Annotated in this window: 1 protein-coding gene; it reads left to right on the top strand. The window is 54.2% G+C overall.

Annotated features, from left to right (window positions below; all coding sequences use genetic code 11):
• Positions 1–158: 158 nt before the first annotated feature.
• Positions 159–533: phasin family protein (locus tag AC1DWI_RS26010; RefSeq protein ID WP_477726309.1), on the top strand; the 375-nt coding region annotated here is incomplete at its 3' end.

Raw genomic sequence — 533 nt, 5'->3', positions numbered from 1 at the left:
GGGTGCAAATAGGGCCCGACATCTAAAATGGTGCAGTGCAACAAAAACTGCTTGCAATGCCTCGGCCAATGCCTATACTTAGGGTCATGTTGCAGTGCAGCAATTCAGCGCAACGCAACTATTGACCCGACGACTCATTAACTTATATCTGGAGATTAATTATGCTGACCGCTGAACAAATCATGGCCTCCCACAAAGCCAACATCGAAACCCTGTTTGGTCTGACCCACAAAGCCTTCGAAGGCGTTGAAAAGCTGGTCGAACTGAACGTGCAAGCCACCAAGGCTGCCCTTGCCGAAACCGCCAACCACGCACAAGCCGTGATGGGCGTGAAAGACGCGCAAGAACTGATGGCCCTGCAAGCCGGCCTGGTCCAGCCCCTGGCTGAAAAGACCGCTGCTTACAGCCGTCACCTGTATGACATCGCTTCGGCTGCCGGTGCTGAACTGGGCAAGACCCTGGAAGGCCAAACTGCTGATGCACAGAAGAAGTTTGTCGGCCTGGTCGACAACGCTGCCAAAAATGCGCCAGCC

It is taken from the genome of Polaromonas sp. P3_C2 (assembly GCF_056402675.1).
Note: the sequence above shows the minus strand (reverse complement) of the source record. Positions and strands in the feature narration are given on the sequence as shown.